The sequence below is a fragment of the Micromonospora citrea genome, assembly GCF_049629545.1.
Taxonomy (GTDB): Bacteria; Actinomycetota; Actinomycetes; order Mycobacteriales; family Micromonosporaceae; genus Micromonospora; species Micromonospora citrea_A.
This window is the reverse complement of the sequence record NZ_JBNADX010000040.1, coordinates 1-18,169: the sequence shown is the minus strand read 5'-3', so window position 1 is coordinate 18,169 and position 18,169 is coordinate 1. Positions and strand designations below refer to the sequence as shown.

General features: G+C 73.4%; 17 protein-coding genes. 6 read left to right on the top strand and 11 right to left on the bottom strand.

The window, feature by feature from the left end; translation table 11 throughout:
- Nucleotides 1-3: 3 nt before the first annotated feature.
- Complete coding sequence (locus tag ACPFP2_RS28265; protein WP_424093045.1) at nucleotides 4-759, bottom strand: class I SAM-dependent methyltransferase; 756 nt, start codon at nucleotides 757-759, stop codon at nucleotides 4-6.
- 45 nt (nucleotides 760-804) lie between these two features.
- On the opposite strand from ACPFP2_RS28265, the gene ACPFP2_RS28260 reads away from it, so the two are divergent.
- The 4 genes from ACPFP2_RS28260 to disA all read left to right on the top strand — a co-directional run bounded on the left by ACPFP2_RS28260 (nucleotide 805) and on the right by disA (nucleotide 5,393).
- Entirely contained in the window at nucleotides 805-1,644 is an 840-nt protein-coding gene (locus ACPFP2_RS28260) for a UbiA family prenyltransferase (RefSeq protein ID WP_424093043.1), read from the top strand.
- 141 nt (nucleotides 1,645-1,785) lie between these two features.
- Nucleotides 1,786-2,526 carry a hypothetical protein gene (locus ACPFP2_RS28255; RefSeq protein WP_424093041.1) on the top strand — a complete coding sequence of 247 codons (741 nt, stop codon included), beginning with the start codon at nucleotides 1,786-1,788 and terminating at the stop codon, nucleotides 2,524-2,526.
- Nucleotides 2,527-2,614: 88 nt separating this feature from the next.
- On the top strand, nucleotides 2,615-4,069 hold the full coding sequence (gene radA / locus ACPFP2_RS28250) for a DNA repair protein RadA (protein WP_424093039.1): 1,455 nt from the start codon (nucleotides 2,615-2,617) through the stop codon (nucleotides 4,067-4,069).
- A gap of 142 nt (nucleotides 4,070-4,211) precedes the next feature.
- Nucleotides 4,212-5,393 (top strand): DNA integrity scanning diadenylate cyclase DisA, encoded by a 1,182-nt coding sequence (gene disA / locus ACPFP2_RS28245; protein WP_424093037.1) that lies wholly within the window; start codon nucleotides 4,212-4,214, stop codon nucleotides 5,391-5,393.
- A 10-nt stretch (nucleotides 5,394-5,403) separates the two neighbouring features.
- Here disA and ACPFP2_RS28240 read toward each other — a convergent pair whose 3' ends face one another.
- The 3 genes from ACPFP2_RS28240 to ACPFP2_RS28230 all read right to left on the bottom strand — a co-directional run bounded on the left by ACPFP2_RS28240 (nucleotide 5,404) and on the right by ACPFP2_RS28230 (nucleotide 7,312).
- Nucleotides 5,404-6,138 carry a hypothetical protein gene (locus ACPFP2_RS28240; RefSeq protein ID WP_424093035.1) on the bottom strand — a complete coding sequence of 245 codons (735 nt, stop codon included), beginning with the start codon at nucleotides 6,136-6,138 and terminating at the stop codon, nucleotides 5,404-5,406.
- A gap of 104 nt (nucleotides 6,139-6,242) precedes the next feature.
- Nucleotides 6,243-6,803, bottom strand: a complete 561-nt coding sequence (locus ACPFP2_RS28235; protein WP_424093033.1) for a peptide deformylase — start codon at nucleotides 6,801-6,803, stop codon at nucleotides 6,243-6,245.
- Entirely contained in the window at nucleotides 6,800-7,312 is a 513-nt protein-coding gene (locus ACPFP2_RS28230) for a glycine cleavage system protein R (RefSeq protein WP_424093032.1), read from the bottom strand. Before ACPFP2_RS28230 ends, ACPFP2_RS28235 begins: the two co-directional genes overlap by 4 nt.
- A gap of 96 nt (nucleotides 7,313-7,408) precedes the next feature.
- Here ACPFP2_RS28230 and ACPFP2_RS28225 point away from each other — a divergent pair, with 96 nt between their 5' ends.
- Nucleotides 7,409-8,311 carry an A/G-specific adenine glycosylase gene (locus ACPFP2_RS28225; RefSeq protein WP_424093031.1) on the top strand — a complete coding sequence of 301 codons (903 nt, stop codon included), beginning with the start codon at nucleotides 7,409-7,411 and terminating at the stop codon, nucleotides 8,309-8,311.
- 73 nt (nucleotides 8,312-8,384) lie between these two features.
- On the opposite strand, the gene ACPFP2_RS28220 is transcribed toward ACPFP2_RS28225, so the two are convergent.
- The 3 genes from ACPFP2_RS28220 to lysS all read right to left on the bottom strand — a co-directional run bounded on the left by ACPFP2_RS28220 (nucleotide 8,385) and on the right by lysS (nucleotide 13,337).
- Nucleotides 8,385-10,916, bottom strand: a complete 2,532-nt coding sequence (locus tag ACPFP2_RS28220) for an ATP-dependent Clp protease ATP-binding subunit (protein WP_424093029.1) — start codon at nucleotides 10,914-10,916, stop codon at nucleotides 8,385-8,387.
- 454 nt (nucleotides 10,917-11,370) lie between these two features.
- Nucleotides 11,371-11,721, bottom strand: coding sequence for a histone-like nucleoid-structuring protein Lsr2 (locus ACPFP2_RS28215; RefSeq protein WP_424093027.1), 351 nt, complete (start codon nucleotides 11,719-11,721; stop codon nucleotides 11,371-11,373).
- Nucleotides 11,722-11,828: 107 nt separating this feature from the next.
- The gene (gene lysS / locus ACPFP2_RS28210; RefSeq protein ID WP_424093025.1) at nucleotides 11,829-13,337 is read right to left on the bottom strand and encodes a lysine--tRNA ligase; all 1,509 of its coding nucleotides are present in this window, start codon (nucleotides 13,335-13,337) and stop codon (nucleotides 11,829-11,831) included.
- 91 nt (nucleotides 13,338-13,428) lie between these two features.
- Between lysS and ACPFP2_RS28205 the strand changes: the two genes are divergently transcribed.
- Nucleotides 13,429-13,590 carry a hypothetical protein gene (locus tag ACPFP2_RS28205; RefSeq protein ID WP_424093023.1) on the top strand — a complete coding sequence of 54 codons (162 nt, stop codon included), beginning with the start codon at nucleotides 13,429-13,431 and terminating at the stop codon, nucleotides 13,588-13,590.
- 35 nt (nucleotides 13,591-13,625) lie between these two features.
- On the opposite strand, the gene ACPFP2_RS28200 is transcribed toward ACPFP2_RS28205, so the two are convergent.
- The 4 genes from ACPFP2_RS28200 to ACPFP2_RS28185 form a co-directional block, all read right to left on the bottom strand.
- Nucleotides 13,626-14,384 carry a type III pantothenate kinase gene (locus ACPFP2_RS28200; RefSeq protein WP_091297551.1) on the bottom strand — a complete coding sequence of 253 codons (759 nt, stop codon included), beginning with the start codon at nucleotides 14,382-14,384 and terminating at the stop codon, nucleotides 13,626-13,628.
- Nucleotides 14,385-14,416: 32 nt separating this feature from the next.
- Nucleotides 14,417-15,313 carry a carboxylating nicotinate-nucleotide diphosphorylase gene (gene nadC, locus ACPFP2_RS28195; protein WP_424093021.1) on the bottom strand — a complete coding sequence of 299 codons (897 nt, stop codon included), beginning with the start codon at nucleotides 15,311-15,313 and terminating at the stop codon, nucleotides 14,417-14,419.
- Between the two features lie 115 nt (nucleotides 15,314-15,428).
- A complete protein-coding gene (locus ACPFP2_RS28190) occupies nucleotides 15,429-17,123 on the bottom strand; it encodes an L-aspartate oxidase (RefSeq protein ID WP_424093019.1) in 1,695 nt (564 codons plus the stop codon).
- A gap of 73 nt (nucleotides 17,124-17,196) precedes the next feature.
- Nucleotides 17,197-18,090: a septum formation family protein gene (locus ACPFP2_RS28185; RefSeq protein WP_424093017.1), complete on the bottom strand. Its 894-nt coding sequence runs from the start codon at nucleotides 18,088-18,090 to the stop codon at nucleotides 17,197-17,199.
- Nucleotides 18,091-18,169: the final 79 nt, after the last annotated feature.

Here is an 18,169-nt window from a genome sequence, read left to right as displayed (position 1 = left end):
GGTTCATCCGTGCCGGACGCCACGCCCCTGGTACAGCACCGCCGTGGACCGGGTCGGCTTCATCCGGGGCTCCCGGCCGACCGTCCGCGGCGGACCGCCGCGCAGCCGCCGCAGCAGCCAGGCCGCGGTGCCGCGCAGCCCGGGCCGGATCCCCCGTACCCGCAGGTGGACGCCGTGCCGCGCGGCCTCGACGACCAGCTCGCGGGCGTCCACGAACAACCGTGGATCGTGGATGCCCCGGGGCACCGTCGGCAGCCGCTCCCCGATCTCCACCGCCACCAGGCGGGCCAGCGCGGTGTCGTTGAGGGTGTCCAGCACCAGCAGCCCGCCCGGGCGCAGCAGCCGGCACGCCTCGGCGACCGCGCGCCGCCAGTCCGGCACGTGCTCCAGCACCTCACCGGCGGCCACCACGTCGGCACAGCCGTCGGCCAGCGGCACGGCGGTGGCGTCGCCGACGAGCACGGTCACCCCGTGGTCGGCGGCCTGGTCCAGGGCGGACCGGGTGAGGTCGACGCCGACGTGCCGGTAACCCTTGCCGGCCAGGTGCGGGGCCATCAGCCCGGCGCCGCAGCCGAGGTCGACCAGGAGCGCGCCGGGACGCCCGGCCGGCGGCACCAGGGCCGCCCGCGCCCGGGCGAGCCAGTGCAGCATGGCGAACGCGCCGTCCGGTCGCCACCACTCACCGGCCAGGTCGTCGTACTGGCGGGTGTCGTTGCGGGGGAGGACGCGGGGCGGAGGTGGAATCGGACCGTTCCGCATGGACCGAGCGTGGCACGACTCCCCGGTAACGACCAGACTTCCCTTATGTCGTCGACGGTGTTAGGGCTGGTCAGAGCGAGCCACCCGGAGCCGACGGTCGCGGTCACCGCGGTCGCCGGGCTGCTCGCGCAGGGGGTGGGCCACTCCTGGCCGGGCGTCGCCGCCGTCGTCGGCACCGTGCTGGCCAGCCAGCTCGCCGTCGGCTGGACCAACGACGCGCTGGACGCCGGGCGGGACGCCGCGGTGGGGCGTACCGACAAACCGGTCGCCGCCGGGGCGGTGCGCCGCCGGACGGTGACCGTGGCCGCCGCGGTGGCCGCGACCGCCACCCCGCTGCTGGCGCTGACCACCAACCCGACGGCGGCGCTCTGGGCCACCGTCGGCCTGCTCTCGGCGCTGCTCTACGACTGGCCGCTGAAGTCCAGCCCGGTCTCGGTGCTGCCCTACGCGGTCTCCTTCGGGGCGCTGCCCGCCTTCGTGGTGCTGGCGCTGCCCGGGGCCCCGGCCCCGCCGGTCTGGCTGGTCGTCGCCGCCGCACTGCTCGGCGCCGGGGCGCACTTCGCCAACGTGCTGCCCGACTTCGCCGACGACGCCCGCACCGGGGTGCGGGGGCTGCCGCACCGGCTCGGTCCGGCCGGCAGCCGGGTCGCCGCCGCCGGGCTGCTGCTCGCCGCCACCGTCGCCCTGGTCGCCGGCCCGCCCGGGTCGCCGTCCTGGCTGGGGCTGTCGGCGGTCGCGGCCGCCGCCGTGGTGCCACCCCTCGGCTGGTACGGCGGACGCGGCGCCACCCGGACCGGCGGCCGTCCGGTGGTCGCCTTCCGGGCGGTGATGGTGGTGGCCCTGATCGACGTGGTGCTGCTGGTGGTGAGCGGTCGGGTGGTGTGACCGGCACCCCACCAGGTGGCAGTACCGGGTCGGCGTGCGACCGTCGATCAGGCCCAACTACCCTGGAGCGCGGTCTGCGCGGGTATGACCACCCCGCGCCCGGGGAACGGCCGGGTGGGGATCGTGACGAGGAGGACCGACGTGACGCGCTCGATCAGGGGTTCCCGGCGGGCGGCCCTGCTGCTGTCCGGCATGGCGGCGGCGACCGCTCTGCTGGTCACGGGATGCGGCGCCGGCCAGGTGGCCGAGACGGCGAACAAGGAGCCGTCGATCCAGGGCGTCAACGTCCAGACTCCCGACAACGCCTACAAGGTGCGGGGCCTCTACGTCGAGTACCCGGGCGGCGAGGGCTACAAGACCGGCGGGAACGCCGGGGTCAACACGGTGATCTACAACGACACCCGCGACCCGGTGACGGTGACCGTCACCACCGACAGCGCGCGGGAGATCGTGCTCACCGGCGCGACCGGCTCGCCGAGCCCGTCCGCCACCGCGTCGCCGTCGGAGAGCCCCTCGGAGAGCGCCTCGCCGTCCGCGAGCGGGTCGCCCTCGGCCAGCCCGTCGGAGACCGCCTCGCCGAGCCCGTCCGCGCCGGCCGGTGAGCCGGCCCGGATCGAGATCCCGGCGCTGAGCTACGTGCAGCTCACCGTCGCGGGCGGCCGCCACCTCCAGCTCATCGGTCTCAACGAGAACCTGCTCGCCGGCCAGCAGGTCAACCTGACCTTCGACTTCGGCAACGGCAGGACCATCAGCACCCCGGCCCCGGTCGGCGTCCCGCTGACCCCGGCCGCCGCGCCGTCGCCGATCATCCACCGTGAGGGTGACCTCGGTAAGGAAGACGGCCACGGCACCGAGGGCGGCACCGAGGGCAGCCACGGCTGAGCCCCGGACGAACTGTCGACGACACCGTCGGCGTGGTGACCACCACGCCGGCGGTGTTTTCGTCACAGGAGGGGGTTAGCGTCCTCGGGTGACCACCTCCCGATCGACATCGGCGCGCGGCGGCGCGGCGGGCGCGTCCCGCGGCCGGTCCGCCCGCGAGCCCCGCCCGGCCTACGAGTGCGACGCCTGCGGCCACCAGCCACCCAAGTGGGTGGGGCGCTGCCCGGAGTGCGGCGAGTGGGGCTCGGTGGTCGAGTGCACCGTCACCGGCCCGCTGGTCTCCGGCAAGGTGGTCAGCTCCCGGATGCCCGCCGAGCCGGCCCGCCCGATCGCCACCATCAGCGCCGCCCCGGCCCGGGCCCGCCCCACCGGGGTCGGCGAGCTGGACCGGGTGCTCGGCGGCGGCCTGGTCCCGGGCGCGGTGGTGCTGCTCGCCGGTGAGCCCGGGGTCGGCAAGTCCACCCTCCTGCTCGACGTGGCCCAGCAGTGGGCGGTCGGCGCCGGCAGCCCCTCGCTCGTGGTCAGCGGCGAGGAGTCGGTCAGCCAGGTCCGGCTGCGCGCCGAGCGGATGGGCACCCTGCACGACCAGCTCTACCTGGCCGCCGAGAGCGACCTGAGCGCCGTGCTCGGCCACCTCGACGCGGTCAAGCCGGGCCTGCTGGTGCTCGACTCGGTGCAGACCATCTCCACCACCGGCACCGAGGGGGTGCCCGGCGGGGTCACCCAGGTCCGGGCGGTCACCGCCGCCCTGGTCGCGGTCGCCAAGGAGCGTGGCATCGCCACCGTGCTGGTCGGTCACGTCACCAAGGACGGCCAGGTCGCCGGCCCCCGGGTGCTGGAGCACCTGGTCGACGTGGTGCTCCACTTCGAGGGTGACAAGCACTCCTCGCTGCGGATGGTCCGGGGCGTCAAGAACCGCTTCGGGGCCGCCGACGAGGTCGGCTGCTTCGAGATGCACGAGGGGGGCATCAGCAGCCTCGCCGACCCGTCCGGGCTCTTCCTGACCCGCTACTCCGAGCCGGTGCCGGGCACCTGCGTGACGGTGGCGATGGAGGGGCGACGGGCGTTGGTCACCGAGGTGCAGGCACTGATCGGCGCCACGGTCGCCGGGTCGCCGAGGCGTACGGTCTCCGGCCTGGACGGCGCCCGGCTGGCCATGGTGCTGGCCGTGCTCCAGCGCCGCACCGAGCGCCTCACCCTGCACGACCGGGAGGTGTTCGCGGCCACCGTCGGCGGCATCCGGGTGGTGGAGCCGGCGGCCGACCTCGCCGTCGCGCTGGCCGTCGCCTCGGGCGGGCTCAACCTCGCCCTCGCCCCGCACCTGGTGGCGATCGGCGAGGTCGGCCTGACCGGCGAGGTGCGGCGGGTGGGGGCGGTGCCCCGGCGGCTGGCCGAGGCGGCCCGGCTCGGCTTCCGGGTGGCGCTCGTGCCGCCCGGCTGCGGCCCCGGCAGCACCGGCGTCGCCCCGGAGAACATGCAGGTGACCGAGGTCACGGACGTGCGGGCGGCGCTCCAGACTGCCGCCCGCGCATCCGCGGCGTGACCCACGGTGGCGACCGCCCCGGGACGGCGCGGCCATACCGGACAACGCCCGCCACGTCCGGCAGGGTGGCGAGGGCCGACGCCGTGACACATCACAGTAACCACGACAGCACCCACCGCACGGCAGTCCGTAGACTGTGCGCGTGCCGATCGACCGCGACACCACCAAGCCTGCCGGCGCGACACCCCACGCCCGCACCGGTGCCGTGGGCTCGCCCGCCCGCGCGATCAGCGTGAGCGTGACCGGGGGCGCCGGGAGCGCCGGTGACCCGTTGCGCGCCAACCTCGCCCTGATGGCGCCCGGCACGGCGCTGCGGGACGGGCTGGAGCGCATCCTGCGCGGCCGCACCGGCGCGCTGATCGTGCTCGGTTACGACAAGGTCGTCGAGCAGATCTGCACCGGCGGCTTCCCGCTGGACGTCGAGTTCTCCGCCACCCGGGTCCGTGAGCTGTGCAAGATGGACGGCGCCGTGGTGCTCTCCAGCGACGGCACCCGGATCGTCCGCGCGGCGGTGCACCTGATGCCCGACCCGTCGATCCCGACCGAGGAGTCCGGCACCCGGCACCGCACCGCGGAGCGGGTGGCCCGGCAGACCGGCTACCCGGTCATCTCGGTCAGCCAGTCGATGCGGATCATCAGCCTGTACGTCAACGGCCAACGGCACGTGCTGGACGACTCGGCGGCGATCCTGTCCCGGGCCAACCAGGCCCTGGCCACGCTGGAGCGCTACAAGCTGCGACTCGACGAGGTCTCCGGCACCCTCTCCGCGTTGGAGATCGAGGACCTGGTCACCGTACGGGACGCGGTCGCGGTGGTGCAGCGGCTGGAGATGGTGCGCCGGATCGCCGACGAGATCGCCGGGTACGTGGTGGAGCTGGGCACCGACGGCCGGCTGCTCGCCCTGCAGCTCGACGAGCTGATGGCCGGCGTGGACGCCGACCGCACCCTGGTCATCCGGGACTACCTCCCCACCGGCCGCAAGTCGCGCACCCTGGACGAGGCGCTGGTCGAGCTGGACCTGCTCGGCGCCACCGAGCTGATCGACCTGGTGGCGGTGGCCAAGGCGATCGGCTACCCGGCCGCCTCCGACGCGCTCGAGGCGGCGGTCAGCCCGCGCGGCTTCCGGCTGCTCGCCAAGGTGCCGCGCCTGCCGGTGGCGATCGTCGACCGGCTGGTCGTGCACTTCGGCAGCCTCCAGCGGCTGCTCGGCGCGACCGTCGAGGACCTCCAGGCCGTCGAGGGTGTCGGCGACGCCCGGGCCCGGGGCGTACGCGAGGGGCTGTCCCGGCTGGCCGAGGCGTCCATCCTGGAGCGGTACGTCTGACCGCTGCCGGTCAGTTGGCGGCGATGGTGAGCTTCACCGGCTCGCTGAGCTTGCCGCCCACCCGGGCGAAGACCTGGTACGCCCCCGGCGGCGGCGTCGGCCCGGCCGCCACCCCGTCGGCGCACTTGCTGGCGTCCCGGCCGTTCCAGGTGAGCTGGTAGAGACGTTCGAAGCCCGGGGTGAACGACTGCACGTCGGAGCCCTTGCCGGTGCCGCAGGTGTCCGATGACCAGACCCGCTCCGCGCCGGACTTGATGAACAGCTCCTGGAGGTCGGCGCCCACGTCCCGGCTGCAGGTGCGTTGGGACTTGTTCTTCACCCGCAGTTGCAGGTCGACCAGGTTGCCCGGCGGGACGACCGACGGCAACGCCACCGCGGTCACGGTGATCTCGGCGTCGGTGCAGGCGCCGGCGTCGCTGCCACTTCCCCCGACCGGGGCGACCGGCGGATCGGCGGGCGGCGGCGCGGCGGACGTACCCGAGCCGGCGGGCGGACCGCCCGACGGGCCCGGACCGTCCGGCCCGGCCGACGGCGAGGCGGAGTCCGGGTCGGGTGGCGCGTCCGAGGCCGACGGCTCCACGGCGGGAGCGGACGGGGTGGACTTCGCGCCGGGTGTCTTCGCCGTGTCGTCCGCCCCGTTGCACGAGTAGAGCACGACAATCAGGAAGAGGAGCCCGGCTCCGAGTACGACGGCACGACGCCGCCAGTACACGGCGGATGGCAGGGGACCGACCGTCAGACGCATGATGCCCCCACCGTAGCGGCGCACCGCGTGCAGCGCCGCCGCGACGCGCCGGACACCGACCGCCTCACCCGATCGACCATCCACTCACGACGGAGCCGCGTCCGTCACAGGTAGACCTTGCGCTGGTAGACGGCGTGCGCGCCGGCCACCCGGTCGAGGAAGAGCAGACCGGCGCAGTGGTCGATCTCATGTTGCAACGCACGCGCCTCGAAACCGTCGGTGGCCAGCCGGACGGACTTGCCGGTGCCCGGCAGCTCCCCCTCCACCACCAGGCGGCTGGCCCGCTTCACGTCCCCGGTCAGGTCGGGCACCGACATGCAGCCCTCCCGGCCCGCCTTCCATCGGCTGGCCTCCACCACCCGGGCGTTGCAGAGCGCGAAGGTGCCGTGCACGGTGACCGCCTTCGGATGCCCGGTGATGTCGACCGCGAAGACCTGCGCGCCCACCCCGACCTGCGGGGCGGCGAGCCCGACGCAGCCCGGCGAGACACGCATGGTGGCGATCAGGTCGGCGGCGAGCCGGACGGTCTCCTCGGCGGTCGGGTCGACCTCCCCGCCGGGACGGCTCAGCACCGGGTTCGGGGCGGCGACCACCGCACGCACCTGGCCCGGCAGGGCCAGCACGTCCGGGGTCCAGCCGCCCAGGCCGGCGTACTCCTCGCTCACAGCAGGTCCGGGTCGGCGGGACGCAGCGTAACCTCGACGCCCAGGTCGGCGGCGGTGGCGGCGAGTCGGCGGGCCAGCGCGTCGGCGATGCCCGGCGGCAGGTCCACCTCGGCCACCACCACGTAGAGCGACCCGGTGAGCCGGGTGCTCAGGTCGGTGACGTTGCCGCCGGCCTCGGCGAGCACCCGGGTCATCGCCGCCACGATGCCCATCCGGTCCGCGCCGTGCACCGCCATCACGTGCGGCTCACCGGCCGGCGCCGTCTCGCCGTCGGGGCTGACCGCGCGTACGGTCGCCAGCAGTTGGCCGTCGGCGGCGAGCGGGGCCAGGGCGGCCTCCACCTCGGCGGCCGCCGGACCGACGCAGATCAGGGTCATCGCGAAGTGACCCCGCAGGCGGGTCATGGTGGAGTCGGTGAGGTTCGCGCCGAGCCGGGCGAGCACCTCGGCGACGTCGGCCACGATGCCGGGCCGGTCCCGGCCGATGACGGTGATCGCGAGCTCGTTCATCCGGGCATTCTGCCCGATCCACCCCCGGCCCCCGAATCGCCCCGCCCGGCCCGCCCATCCTGCGGGAACGCATCGCGTGACATCATCGTCGGCGCGATGACTGAACCGACCTTCGCCACCCTGGTCAGCCGGTGGTACGAGCAGAACGCCCGCGACCTGCCCTGGCGCGGGCCCGACGTCGGCGCGTGGGCGATCCTGGTCAGCGAGGTCATGCTCCAGCAGACCCCGGTGGTCCGGGTGCTCCCCGCCTGGCACGCCTGGCTGCAACGCTGGCCGACGCCGGCCGCCCTCGCCGCCGACACGCCCGCCGAGGCGATCCGGATGTGGGGACGGCTCGGCTACCCCCGCCGGGCGGTACGGCTGCGCGACTGCGCAGTGGCGATCGTGGACCGGCACGGCGGTGCGGTGCCGGAGCGACTGGAGCAGTTGCTGGCGCTGCCCGGCGTCGGCACGTACACGGCGCGGGCGGTCGCCGCGTTCGCGTACGGGCAGCGGCACCCGGTGGTGGACACCAACGTGCGTCGGGTGATCTCCCGGGCGGTGGCCGGCGAGCCGGACGCCGGTCCGGCCACCCGGCCGTCCGACCTGGTCGCCTGCGAGGAACTGCTGCCGGCCGAGCCGGCCGCCGCCGCGCTCGCCAGCGCCGCGTTCATGGAACTCGGCGCGGTGGTCTGCACGGCCCGCACGCCACGCTGCGCGGCCTGCCCCGTCGAGGCGGTCTGCGCCTGGCGGGCGTCCGGGCAGGAGGCCCCCGCCGGCCCCACCCGACGACCCCAGCGGTACGCCGGCACCGACCGCCAGGTCCGTGGGCTGCTGCTCGGGGTCCTGCGGGAGGCCACCGGCCCGGTCGGCCACCAGCGGCTGGACCAGGTGTGGCACGACGACGTGCAGCGGGCCCGGGCGCTGGCCGGTCTGGTCAAGGACGGCCTGGTCGAGCCGGTCGGCGAGGAGTCGTTCCGGCTGATCGGCGACGGTCCCGCCGCCCAGCCCGTCGGCTGACCCACTCCGGACGCGGACAGGGCGACGGCCCGGTGGCATCCGCCACCGGGCCGTCGCCCTCGTGCTGTCGTCCCTACTCGTCCGCGCCCGCGGCGGCGGTGCCACCGAGGTCGGCGGGGACCGCGTCCGGCACGTCCACCGGACGCTCCGCGCCACGGAAGACCAGCTTGGACTTGTCGATGTCCTCCGGGTCGCCCTCGCAGTCCACCACCACGATCTGACCCGGGGTCAGCTCGTTGAAGAGGATCCGCTCGGAGAGGTTGTCCTCGATGTCGCGCTGGATGGTCCGGCGCAGCGGCCGGGCACCCAGCACCGGGTCGAAGCCCTTCTTCGCCAGGTACTTCTTGGCGTTGTCGGTCAGCTCCAGGCCCATGTCCTTGTTGCGCAGCTGGGACTCGATCCGCGCGGTCATGATGTCCACGATCGAGAGGATCTCGCCCTGACGCAGCTGGTGGAAGACGATGGTGTCGTCGATCCGGTTGAGGAACTCGGGCCGGAAGTGCTGCTTGAGCTCGTCGTTGACCTTCTGCTTCATCCGGTCGTAGTTCGACTCGGAGTCCTCGGAGGCCTGGAAGCCCAGCGAGACCGCCTTGGCGACGTCCCGGGTACCGAGGTTGGTGGTCAGGATGATGACCGTGTTCTTGAAGTCCACGATCCGACCCTGACCGTCGGTGAGCCGGCCGTCCTCCAGGATCTGGAGCAGCGTGTTGAACACGTCCGGGTGGGCCTTCTCGATCTCGTCGAAGAGGACCACCGAGAACGGCCGACGCCGCACCTTCTCGGTCAGCTGGCCACCCTCGTCGTAGCCGACGTAGCCGGGAGGGGCACCCACCAGCCGGGAGACCGTGTAGCGGTCGTGGAACTCGGACATGTCGAGCTGGATGAGGGCGTCCTCGCTGCCGAACAGGAACTCGGCCAGCGCCTTGGACAGCTCGGTCTTACCCACGCCGGACGGGCCGGCGAAGATGAACGAGCCGGACGGACGCTTCGGGTCCTTCAGGCCGGCCCGGGTACGCCGGATCGCCTTCGAGACCGCCTTGACCGCGTCCTCCTGGCCGATGACGCGCTTGTGCAGCTCGTCCTCCATGCGCAGCAGGCGCGAGGTCTCCTCCTCGGTCAGCTTGTAGACCGGGATGCCGGTCCAGTTGCCGAGCACCTCGGCGATCTGCTCGTCGTCGACCTCGCTGACGACGTCCAGGTCACCGGCCTTCCACTCCTTCTCCCGCTGCGCCTTCTGGCCGAGGAGCTGCTTCTCCTTGTCGCGCAGCTGGGCGGCGCGCTCGAAGTCCTGCGCGTCGATCGCGGACTCCTTGTCGCGACGCACCTGGGCGATGCGCTCGTCGAAGTCGCGCAGGTCCGGCGGCGCGGTCATCCGACGGATCCGCATCCGGGCGCCGGCCTCGTCGATCAGGTCGATCGCCTTGTCCGGCAGGAAGCGGTCGGAGATGTACCGGTCGGCCAGGGTTGCGGCAGCCACGAGCGCGGCGTCCGTGATCGAGACGCGGTGGTGCGCCTCGTACCGGTCGCGCAGGCCCTTGAGGATCTCGATGGTGTGGGCCAGCGACGGCTCACCCACCTGGATCGGCTGGAACCGGCGCTCCAGCGCGGCGTCCTTCTCCAGGTGCTTGCGGTACTCGTCGAGCGTGGTGGCGCCGATGGTCTGCAGCTCGCCACGGGCCAGCATCGGCTTGAGGATGCTCGCCGCGTCGATCGCGCCCTCGGCCGCGCCCGCGCCCACCAGGGTGTGGATCTCGTCGATGAAGAGGATGATGTCGCCGCGGGTGCGGATCTCCTTGAGCACCTTCTTCAGGCGCTCCTCGAAGTCACCGCGGTAGCGGGAACCGGCCACCAGGGCGCCGAGGTCCAGCGTGTAGAGCTGCTTGTCCTTGAGCGTCTCGGGCACCTCGCCCTTGATGATCTTCTGGGACAGCCCCTCGACCACGGCGGTCTTGCCGACACCGGGCTCACCGATGAGGACCGGGTTGTTCTTGGTACGGCGGGAGAGCACCTGCATGACCCGCTCGATTTCCTTCTCGCGCCCGATGACCGGGTCGAGCTTGCCCTCGCGGGCGGCCTGGGTCAGGTTGCGGCCGAACTGGTCCAGCACGAGGCTGGTCGACGGCGCGGCCTCGCCCGGCGCGGCGCCGGCGGCGGCCGGCTCCTTGCCCTGGTAGCCGGAGAGCAGCTGGATCACCTGCTGGCGGACCCGGTTGAGGTCGGCGCCGAGCTTGACCAGCACCTGGGCGGCGACGCCCTCGCCCTCACGGATCAGCCCGAGCAGGATGTGCTCCGTGCCGATGTAGTTGTGGCCGAGCTGCAGCGCCTCACGCAGCGACAGCTCCAGTACCTTCTTGGCCCGCGGCGTGAACGGGATGTGCCCGCTCGGCGCCTGCTGGCCCTGGCCGATGATCTCCTCGACCTGCTGACGGACGCCCTCGAGGGAGATGCCGAGGCTCTCCAGGGCCTTTGCCGCGACACCCTCACCCTCGTGGATCAGGCCCAGCAGGATGTGCTCCGTACCGATGTAGTTGTGGTTGAGCATCCGGGCCTCTTCTTGGGCCAGGACGACAACCCGTCGCGCTCGGTCGGTGAACCGCTCGAACATGCCCTCGTGCTCCTCACGTGCCGTGCGCCTTGATGTGCGAGATCTTGGCGGGGCCGGTGCGCGGACGTCCGGGACGGGCGTCCTTGCCTCATTACTCTATCGCCGCCGACGGGCTCCGCTGAGGTCGTGTGCCCCCGTGACGAGCCGTTCAGACGTCGTTTTGACCAACCCTCCGCGCTCAGGAGGTGTTCCGGCACCCCGACCTGTACGCGCAGAGCGAAATTCACCCCGGGTGCGGAAGGCTCCCCAGGGGCCCGATGGCTCGTCCACAGGCTGTGGACGGAATCTCCACCGCCTGTGGACAACGCCGCCCCCGGCGGGGTTCTTCCCGCCGGGGACGAGCCGGACCGGGGCTGCCCCGGCCGGCGCGGGGAGGGCGGCACCGGCGCCGGACACGGCGACGCCGGCCCGGAGACGTGCTCCGGGCCGGCGTCGGGTCACCTCCGCGGTCGGCTCAGTGGCCGGCCTTGGAGTGGTACTCGTCGACGATCTCCTGCGGGATACGACCGCGGTCGGAGATCTCCTTGCCCGCCTTCTTGGCCCAGGCCCGGATCGCCTTGTTCTGCTCACGGTCGGCGGTGGCGCCACCCCGGCCCCGCGCGGCCCGGCCGCCGACCACCACGCCGCCCCGACCGACCCGGGTGCCCGCCGCCACGTAGGGCGCGAATGTGTCGCGCAATTTCTCGGCGTTCGAGTTCGACAGGTCGATCTCGTACTGAACGCCGTCGAGGGCGAACTTGACGGTCTCGTCCGCGTCCCCGCCGTCCAGGTCATCGACCAGCTTGTGAATGATCTGCTTGGCCACGTCCCACATTCCTTTCGAGCAGGGCGCTCCTGCAATACAAACACGATAACCCGGGCGACGCTTGCGCCGTCAACAGGATGCGGTAACGAGCCGGAGATGGTCCGGCGTCACTCAGGGCGAACCAACGGGAACAGGATGGTTTCCCGAATTCCCAGGCCGGTCAGCGCCATCAGAAGCCGGTCGATTCCCATTCCCATACCGCCGGCCGGTGGCATTCCGTACTCCATGGCCCGCAGAAAGTCCTCGTCGAGCCGCATGGCCTCGTCGTCACCCCGGGCCGCGAGCTGCGCCTGCGCGACCAGCCGATCCCGCTGCACCACCGGGTCGACCAGCTCCGAGTACGCCGTGCCCAGCTCGAACCCGAGCACGTAGAGGTCCCACTTCTCGGCCAGGCCCGGCTCGCTGCGGTGCGCCCGGGTCAGCGGGCTGGTCTCCTCCGGGTAGTCGCGGACGAAGGTGGGCGCCTGCAACCCCGGCACGACCAGGTCCTCGAACAGCTCCTCGGCCAGCTTGCCCGGCCCCCACTTCGGGTCGACGGAGACGCCGGCCTTGTCGGCGTACTCCACCAGGCGGGACCGCTCGGTGCGGACCGTGACCTCCTCGCCGAGCGCCTCGGAGAGCACCCCGAACAGGGTCACCGAGCGCCACTCGCCGCCCAGGTCGAACTCGCGGCCGTCGGCGTGCGTCACCACGGTCGAACCGCTCACCGCGACCGCCGCCCGCTGCACGAGATTACGGGTCAACTCGGCCATCGTGTCGTAGTCGCCGTACGCCTGGTACGCCTCCAGCATCGCGAACTCCGGGGAGTGCGAGGAGTCGATGCCCTCATTGCGGAAGTTGCGGTTGATCTCGAAGACCCGGTCGACGCCGCCGACGACCGCCCGCTTGAGAAACAGTTCCGGCGCGATTCGCAGATACAGATCGGTGTCGAGTGCATTGCTGTGGGTCACGAATGGGCGGGCCGCCGCGCCGCCGTGCAGCAACTGGAGCATCGGGGTTTCGACCTCGATGAATCCCGCACCGTGCAACGAGTCCCGCAGGCTGCGGACCGCCGCCGCCCGGGTACGCACCATCTGCCGGGCCTGCGGGCGCACCACCAGGTCCACGTAGCGCTGGCGGACCCGGGCCTCCTCGCTGAGCGGCTTGTGCGCCACCGGCAGCGGACGCAGCGCCTTGGCGGTGACCGCCCACTCCTGCGCCAGCACCGACAACTCGCCCCGGCGGCTGGTGATCACCTCACCGGTGACCCCGACGTGGTCGCCGAGGTCGACCAGGCGCTTCCAGTCCTCCAGCCGCTCGGCGCCGACCCGGTCCAGCGAGAGCATGGCCTGCAGCTCGGTGCCGTCCCCGTCCCGGAGGGTGGCGAAGCAGAGCTTGCCGGTGTTCCGTACGAAGATCACCCGGCCGGTGACCGAGACCTGGTCACCGGTGGCGGTGTCGGTGGGCAACTCGGCGTACTTCTCGCGGATCTCCGCGAGGGTGCTGGTCCGGGGGTATCCGACCGGGTACGGCTCGACGCCCTCGGCGAGCATCCGGTCCCGCTTCTCCCGGCGGACCTTCATCTGCTCGGGAAGGTCGTCGGCGGGGTCCACTGGCACGGCGTTCTGCTCGGTCACGGCACGCTTCCTCAAGCCTCGGGATTTCGGCGGGTCAGCCCATGAGCGTACTCAAGGGCCCCGGTGGCCGTTACGGGATAACCTGCCGCCCATGACCGACCCCACTCACGCACTCTCCTTCGGCGTGGCGGCGGCCGAGTACGACCGGTTCCGGCCCCGCTGTCCGGAGGTGGCGCCGCGGTGGGCCCTGGCCGGGCGGGAGACGGTCGAGCTGCCGTACCGGCCGCTGGTGTTCCGCGCCCGGCGGCGCTGAGCCCGGCGCGGCGCGGCGACCCCGGCGGCGACCGGTCAGGTGTTGCGCTCGTAGACCATCCGCAGGCCGATCAGGGTGATCATCGGCTCGTGGTGGGTGATGGTGCGGCACTCGTTGATCACCAGCGAGGCCAGGCCGCCGGTGGCGATGACCGCCTTCACCTCGCCCATCTCGTCGATCATCCGCTCGACGATCCGGTCCACCTGGCCGGCGAAGCCGAAGTAGAGGCCGGCCTGGAGGCACTCCACGGTGTTCTTGCCGATCACCGAGCGGGGCTTGGTCGCCTCCACCTTGCGCAGCTGCGCGGCCCGGGCGGCGAGCGCGTCGAAGGAGATCTCGATGCCCGGGGCGAACGCGCCGCCCAGGAACTCGCCCCGCCCGCTGATCACGTCGAAGTTGGTGGTGGTGCCGAAGTCCACCACGATCGACGGGCCGCCGTAGAGGGTGTACGCGGCCAGGGTGTTGACCACCCGGTCCGAGCCGACCTCCTTGGGGTTGTCGATCGCGAGCTGCACCCCGGTGCGCACCCCGGGCTCGACGACCACGCTCGGCAGGTCGGCGTAGTAGCGGGCCAGCATGGTCCGCAGTGAGCGCAACGCGGCCGGCACCGTCGAGCAGGCGGCCACCCCGGTGATCTCCACCGCGTCACCGGCGAGCAGCCCCCGGAACATCAGACCCAGCTCGTCCGCCGTGGACCGGGCGTCGGTCTTGATCCGCCAGGAGTGCACCAGCTTGTCGCCGTCGAAGGTCGCCAGCACGGTGTTGGTGTTTCCGATGTCGATGCAGAGCAGCACGCACGCAGCCTAGACGCCGCGACCCGACCCGCTCACTCCTCCCGCAGGTCCAGCGCGACGTCCAGGATCGGCGAGGAGTGGGTGAGCGCACCCACCGACAGGAAGTCCACGCCGGTGGCGGCGTACTCGGCGGCCACCTCCAGGGTCAGCCCACCGGTCGCCTCCAACTCGGCGCGGTCACCGACCTTCGCCACCACCTCGCGCAGCGTCTCCGGGGACATGTTGTCCAGCAGCAGGAAGTCCGCGCCGGCCTCGACCGCCTCGACCGCCTCGGCGACCGTGTCCACCTCCACCTGCACCGGCACGTCGGGGAAGGTCTCCCGGACCCGCCGGTAGGCCGCCGCCACCCCGCCCGCGGCGAGCTTGTGGTTGTCCTTGATCATGGCGACGTCGTGCAGGCCCATCCGCTTGTTGGTGCCGCCGCCGGCGCGCACCGCGTACTTCTCCAGGGCGCGCAGGCCCGGGGTCGTCTTACGGGTGTCCAACACCAGCGCCTTCGTCCCGGCCAGGGCGTCCGCCCAGGCCCGGGTGTGGGTGGCCACCCCGGACATCCGGCAGAGCAGGTTGAGCGCCGTGCGCTCGGCGGTGAGCAGCAGCCGGGTCGGGCCGGTCACCGTGGCCAGCACGTCGCCGCGCGCCACCCGCTGCCCGTCGTGGGCCACCAGCGACACCTCGACGGTACGGTCCGCGCCGGTGACCTCACCGACCAGCTCGAACACGGCGGCGGCCACGGCCAGCCCGGCCACCACGCCGGGGGCCCGGGCGACCAGGTCGGCGGTGTCGGTCTGCGCGTCCGGGATGGTGGCGACGCTGGTGACGTCGAGGAAGTCCGCGCCCAGGTCCTCGGTGAGCGCGTCGACGATCACCCGCCGCACCCGCTCCGGGTCCAGGCCGCCCGCCGTCAGCGCCTGCTGTGTCGACTCCCTCACCGTGACTCCTCCGTTCGCGACTGCGGGGCTCGCAGGACCGGCTCACTCCTCGCGCTCACCGTGACTCCTCCGTTCCCCGACTGCGGGGCTCGCAGGACCGGCTCACTCCTCGCGCTCACCGTGACTCCTGCCACCGGGACGTCAATCTGCCCTGCGCCACGATCCCGCCGACCAGGTGGCCCTGCCACCGCTCGTCGGCCGTCGGGAAGTCCTCCCGCCAGTGGCAACCCCGGGTCTCCTGGCGGGCGTACGCGGCCGCGACCAGCGTCGACGCCACGGTGATCAGGTTCGTCGCCTCCCAGTCGGCGGTACGCGGGGTGCCCCGCGCCTGACCCAGCACGGTCAGCGTGGTGGCCGTCTCGGTGAGGGTCCGCGCCGAGCGGAGCACGCCCGCGCCCCGGGTCATCGCCCGTTGCAGGGACGAGGTGCCCTCGGCCGGGACCACCGCGCCCGCACCACCGACCCAGGCGCCGGTCTCCGCCGGTCTGGCCTGCTCGGGCAGTCCGGCGGCGATGTCCTCGGCGATCCGGCGGGAGAAGACCAGCCCCTCCAGCAGCGAGTTGCTGGCCAGCCGGTTCGCCCCGTGCACGCCGGTGCAGGCGACCTCGCCGCAGGCGTACAGGCCGGGGATGGAGGTGCGGCCGCGCAGGTCGGTGCGGACGCCACCCGAGGCGTAGTGGGCGGCGGGGGCGACCGGGATCAGGTCTCTGGCCGGGTCGACGCCGATGGCCAGGCAGGAGGCGACGATGGTCGGGAAGCGCCCGGCGAGGTAGTTCCCGCCGAGGTGGCGGGCGTCCAGCCAGACGTGGTCTGCCCCGGTGGCCAGCAGCACCCGGTGGATGCCCTTGGCGACCACGTCCCGGGGCGCCAGCTCCGCCAGCTCGTGCTGGCCGACCATGAACCGCTTGCCGTCACCGTCGACCAGGTGCGCGCCCTCGCCGCGCAGCGCCTCGGAGACCAGCGGCTGCTGGGCCAGGCCCGCGCCGGGGACCCGGGCGTGCTCCGGCACGATCAGCGCGGTCGGGTGGAACTGCACGAACTCCACGTCGGTGACCGCTGCGCCGGCCCGCATGGCCAGGGCCACCCCGTCGCCGGTGGAGACCGCCGGGTTGGTGGTCGCCGAGAAGACCTGGCCCATGCCGCCGGTGGCGAGGACCACCGCCCGGGCCAGGATCGCCCCGACGCCGTCCTCGCTGCCCTCGCCGAGCACGTGCAGGGTGATGCCGCAGGCGGGGCCGAGGCCGTCCGGGCCGTCGCCGGGGGCGCGCAGCAGGTCCAGCACCAGGGCGTGCTCGAACAGGCGGATCCACGGGTCGCGGCGGACGGCGGCATGCAGCGCCCGCTGCACCTCGGCGCCGGTCGCGTCGCCGCCGGCGTGCACGATCCGGTCGGCCCGGTGCCCGCCCTCGCGGGTGAGCATCAGCGAGCCGTCCGGGTTGCGGTCGAACTCGGCGCCGATGCGCATCAGCTCCCGCAGCCGGGTCGGCCCCTCCTCCACCAGCACCCGGACCGCGTCCGGATCGCAGAGCCCCACGCCGGCGATCTCGGTGTCCGAGGCGTGCGCGGCCGGGGTGTCCGCCGGGTCGAGCACGGCGGCGATGCCGCCCTGCGCCCAGCGGGTCGACCCCTCGTCGATGTCGACCTTGGTGACCACCGTGACGTGCAGGCCCGCCTCCCGCAGGTGCAGCGCGGCGGTGAGACCGGCGACCCCGGAGCCGACCACGATCACGTCGGTGGTCTCCACCCAGCCGGGCGCGGGAGCCGCCAGCAGGCGGGGCAGGGCCGGCAGGTCGACGGTCGGAAGGTCCATGGACACAGTCAACCCGAAGCCCTCTCGTCCCGGGCGGCGGGGGCACGACGAGTGGTTTGGGCTACGACGTCCGCTACCTGGTGCGGACGGGCAGGCCGGCGGGGCCGGCGCCCTTGAGCGAGGCGGTCACCGTACGGTCGCTGAGCCAGAGGTAGCAGCGCACGCCCCGGTCACCGACCCGCCAGCGCCCCGCCCCGGGCGGGCGTACCACCACGCCGCTGCGGAAGCGCAGGTTCGCGTCGTCGGGCACCCCGACGTACCGGCCGAGGACGGTGCGGCAGCCGGCGTAGAGCGGGGCCCACTCGGCGTCCTTCGTCGGGTACGGCCGGTCCGGCGCGGCCCACACGCCGACGAACTCGGCGTCGTGCGGTACGCCGCACTCCACCGGGGTGAGGGTGCGCACCCGCCCGGCCCCCTCCGTCGTCCGCTGGCAGCCCAGCCGCAGCGGCGAGGGGCCCTTGAGGGCGTCCCGCAGACTGCCGGTGCGGGCCACCACCTTCGCGGCGGCCTCGACCGTGTCCAGTTCGCTCAGGTCGCACCGGAACCAGCGGGAGCCGGCCGTCCAGCCGGGCCCGGTGGGCAGCGCCACGGCCAGCCGCAGCCGGCCGGCCCGCCACTCGTCGCCGACGTACCCGGTGGCCTTCGTGTCGCACTCGGCGAAGGCGCCGCGCAGCTCCGGCGAGCCGGTGGCCGGCGGCTCGGCCCGGCCTGCGGGGAACGCGCCCACGTGCACCGTCTCGACCCGGTGCGCCACCGCGCAGTCCACCGGCGCGTAGGACGCCAGGGACACGGTGTCGGTGAAGTCGCCGGCCTGGCAGACGCCGGCCTCGGGCGTGAACGCCCCGGGCGCGGCCAGGGCCGCCCAGTCGTCGGTGAGGTCGCCGTCGAGCCCACCCGTGCCCGCGCACCCGACGAGCAGGACCCCCGCGACCAACGCGGCGGCCACGCTCCTCATCGCACGGCGCATCGCGGCCTCCCCCAGCCGACGACCGTCGATCCCGACGGTCCGCCCAGAGTAACCGTCCCCGACCCCCCGGTAACACCCC

Coding starts and splice junctions, on each gene's coding strand:
- ACPFP2_RS28190 (WP_424093019.1), bottom strand. CDS start 17,123: ATGGACCTTCCGACCGTCGACCTGCCGGCCCTGCCCCGCCTGCTGGCG.
- ACPFP2_RS28260 (WP_424093043.1), top strand. CDS start 805: ATGTCGTCGACGGTGTTAGGGCTGGTCAGAGCGAGCCACCCGGAGCCG.
- ACPFP2_RS28205 (WP_424093023.1), top strand. CDS start 13,429: ATGACCGACCCCACTCACGCACTCTCCTTCGGCGTGGCGGCGGCCGAG.
- ACPFP2_RS28220 (WP_424093029.1), bottom strand. CDS start 10,916: ATGTTCGAGCGGTTCACCGACCGAGCGCGACGGGTTGTCGTCCTGGCC.
- ACPFP2_RS28185 (WP_424093017.1), bottom strand. CDS start 18,090: ATGCGCCGTGCGATGAGGAGCGTGGCCGCCGCGTTGGTCGCGGGGGTC.
- ACPFP2_RS28265 (WP_424093045.1), bottom strand. CDS start 759: ATGCGGAACGGTCCGATTCCACCTCCGCCCCGCGTCCTCCCCCGCAAC.
- ACPFP2_RS28225 (WP_424093031.1), top strand. CDS start 7,409: ATGACTGAACCGACCTTCGCCACCCTGGTCAGCCGGTGGTACGAGCAG.
- ACPFP2_RS28240 (WP_424093035.1), bottom strand. CDS start 6,138: ATGCGTCTGACGGTCGGTCCCCTGCCATCCGCCGTGTACTGGCGGCGT.
- ACPFP2_RS28230 (WP_424093032.1), bottom strand. CDS start 7,312: ATGAACGAGCTCGCGATCACCGTCATCGGCCGGGACCGGCCCGGCATC.